The organism is Streptomyces sp. UNOB3_S3 (assembly GCF_020740895.1).
Lineage (GTDB): Bacteria > Actinomycetota > Actinomycetes > Streptomycetales > Streptomycetaceae > Streptomyces.
On sequence record NZ_JAILXP010000623.1, the window covers coordinates 1 to 2,160 of the forward strand.

General features: G+C 76.7%; 1 protein-coding gene and 1 pseudogene. Both read left to right on the plus strand.

Annotated features, from left to right (window positions below; translation table 11 throughout):
• A pseudogene (locus K6I33_RS34430) lies at nt 1–1,589 on the plus strand (ATP/GTP-binding protein); the annotation flags it as partial.
• A 112-nt stretch (nt 1,590–1,701) separates the two neighbouring features.
• The coding region (locus K6I33_RS34435) for a PucR family transcriptional regulator ligand-binding domain-containing protein (RefSeq protein WP_229358736.1) at nt 1,702–2,160 on the plus strand (459 nt) is incomplete at its 3' end.

Sequence of the window (2,160 nt, forward strand, 5' to 3'; positions counted from 1 at the left end):
CCACACCCGGCGAGGACCCCGCCGAATGGCCCCGGCTGCGCGGCTCGGGGGCGGACGCCGCCGCCGACCGGCTCGCGGCGGAGGCCAGGGCCGGGCTGATGAACGACGTCGACCACGCCCGCATCGGGCGCGCCTGGGAGGACTCGCGCGCCCGCCCCGACCGGCTGGCCGCCTTCACGGACGCCGTGGTCAAGCACGGAGCCGCCGCGTGCGCCCACCCCTCCGGGGCCCGCGACCTGCCCGTGCGCGCCGCCGTCCACGACCTCGTCACCCGCCAGGTCCGCATCGGCACCGCCACCGACGACGAGCGCAACCCCTACGGCCACCGGGGCGCCGGTGCCGCCCTCGACCCCACGCTGCTGGGCACCTCCCTGCTCGCGGTCGGGCCGCCCGGCTGCGGCAAGTCCGCGCGGCTGGTGCGGCCCGTCCTGGAGTCGCTGTGCCTCCAGGCGCTCGCCGGGCGCACGGCGGTCGTCGCCGTCGGGGCGGCGGGCGCCGGGCTCGCCCCCGACGACGCCTTCGACGTCGTCGTGCGGATCGGCCGCCCGGACTCCGCCTACGACCTCGACCTGTACGGCGGCACTGACGACCCCGACGAGGCCGCCGCCGTCCTCGCCGAGGGACTCGTCGGGGACCTCATCGCCGGTCTCCCCGGCGGCGACGGCCGCCGGGCCGCCACCGCCCTGGCCCAGCTCCTCGGCCCGTTCCGGGCCGCCCACGGCCGCTTCCCGGCCGTCCCCGAACTGCGCGACCTCCTGGAGGGCTCCGCCGGCGCGACCGGCGCGCTGCGCACCGCCCTCACGGCACGCGGACAGGAGGCCCTCGTCCGCGAGCTCGACGCCCGCGAGCGCCAGGCCGGACGGCCCGGCGACCCCGGGCCGCTGCTCGCCGACCGGCTCGCCCTCCTCGACCGGCCCGCCTTCGCCGCTTTCTTCGACACGTCCCGCCCCGGGCGGGCCTTCTCCCTGCGGACGCTCGAACACCCGCTGCGCGTCCGGATCGACCTCCCCGAGCGGGGCCACGCCGAGGCGTCCCGGATGCTCGCCCGGCTGATCCTGGCCCAGTTCACGGAGTGCGCCGCGGGCCGCGCCGACCGCTCGCTGTTCGCCTGCCTCGTCCTCGACGACGCCACCCAGACCGTCACCCCCGAGTCCGTGCGCGGCCTCGCGCGGCTGCGCTCCGCCCACGCCGGTGCCGTGCTCACCCTGCGCACCCTCGACGACGTCCCCGAGGCGCTGCGCAGCGCCCTGCTGGGCTCGGTCGGCTGCCGGATGGCCTTTTCCGGGGTGACCACCTGGGACGGCGCGCGCTTCGCGGAGGTCTGGGGCAAGGAGTGGGTGGAGACCCGTGACGTCACCGACCGCCAGGTCATCGCCCACGAGCCGCTCACCCGCGTCACCCATGTCGTCCGCCGGGTGATCACGGGCCGGGCCGTCACCGCCCAGGACGTGACCGTCCGCAAGGTGGAGCGGGAGCGCTGGTCCGCCTCCGAGCTGGCCCACGGCGTGCCGGCCGGGCACGCGGTGCTGTCCGTGACGTCGGTGCGGGGCGGCAGCGCGCCCCCTGTCCTGGTCGATCTGGAGCGCTGAACGCTCCGCTGAGTCCGGTTCCGTTTCCCGCGCAATGCTCCACTGAGGCAGAATCGGTCACAGCCGTTCATACGGGACGGCACCCTCCTCGCACCGCCCGCCCGAAGGTTCCATGCCCCTCACGCTCGCCTCTCTGGTCAACCACTCCGCGCTCAGGCTCACCGTGCTCGCCGGAGCGGACCGGCTGGACACGCCCGTCCGCTGGGCGCACGTCAGTGAGCTCGCCGACCCCGTGCCGTGGATGGACGGCGGGGAGCTGCTGCTGATCACGGCGATGAAGATCGACGCCACGGACCGGGAGGCGATGCGGAGCTATGTGCGCCGCCTGGTCCGCGCCGGGGTGGTGGGGCTCGGCTTCGCCGTCGGCGTGAACTACGACGAGGTGCCCGGCGCCCTCGTCGAGGCGGCCGCCGAAGAGGGCCTGCCGCTGCTGGAGGTGCCCCGCCGCACTCCGTTCCTCGCCATCACCAAGGCCGTCTCGGCGGCCGTCGCCGCCGACCAGTACCACGCGGTCACGGCGGGCTTCGAGGCCCAGCGCGAGCTGACCCGCGCCGCCCTCGCCCCCGAGGGC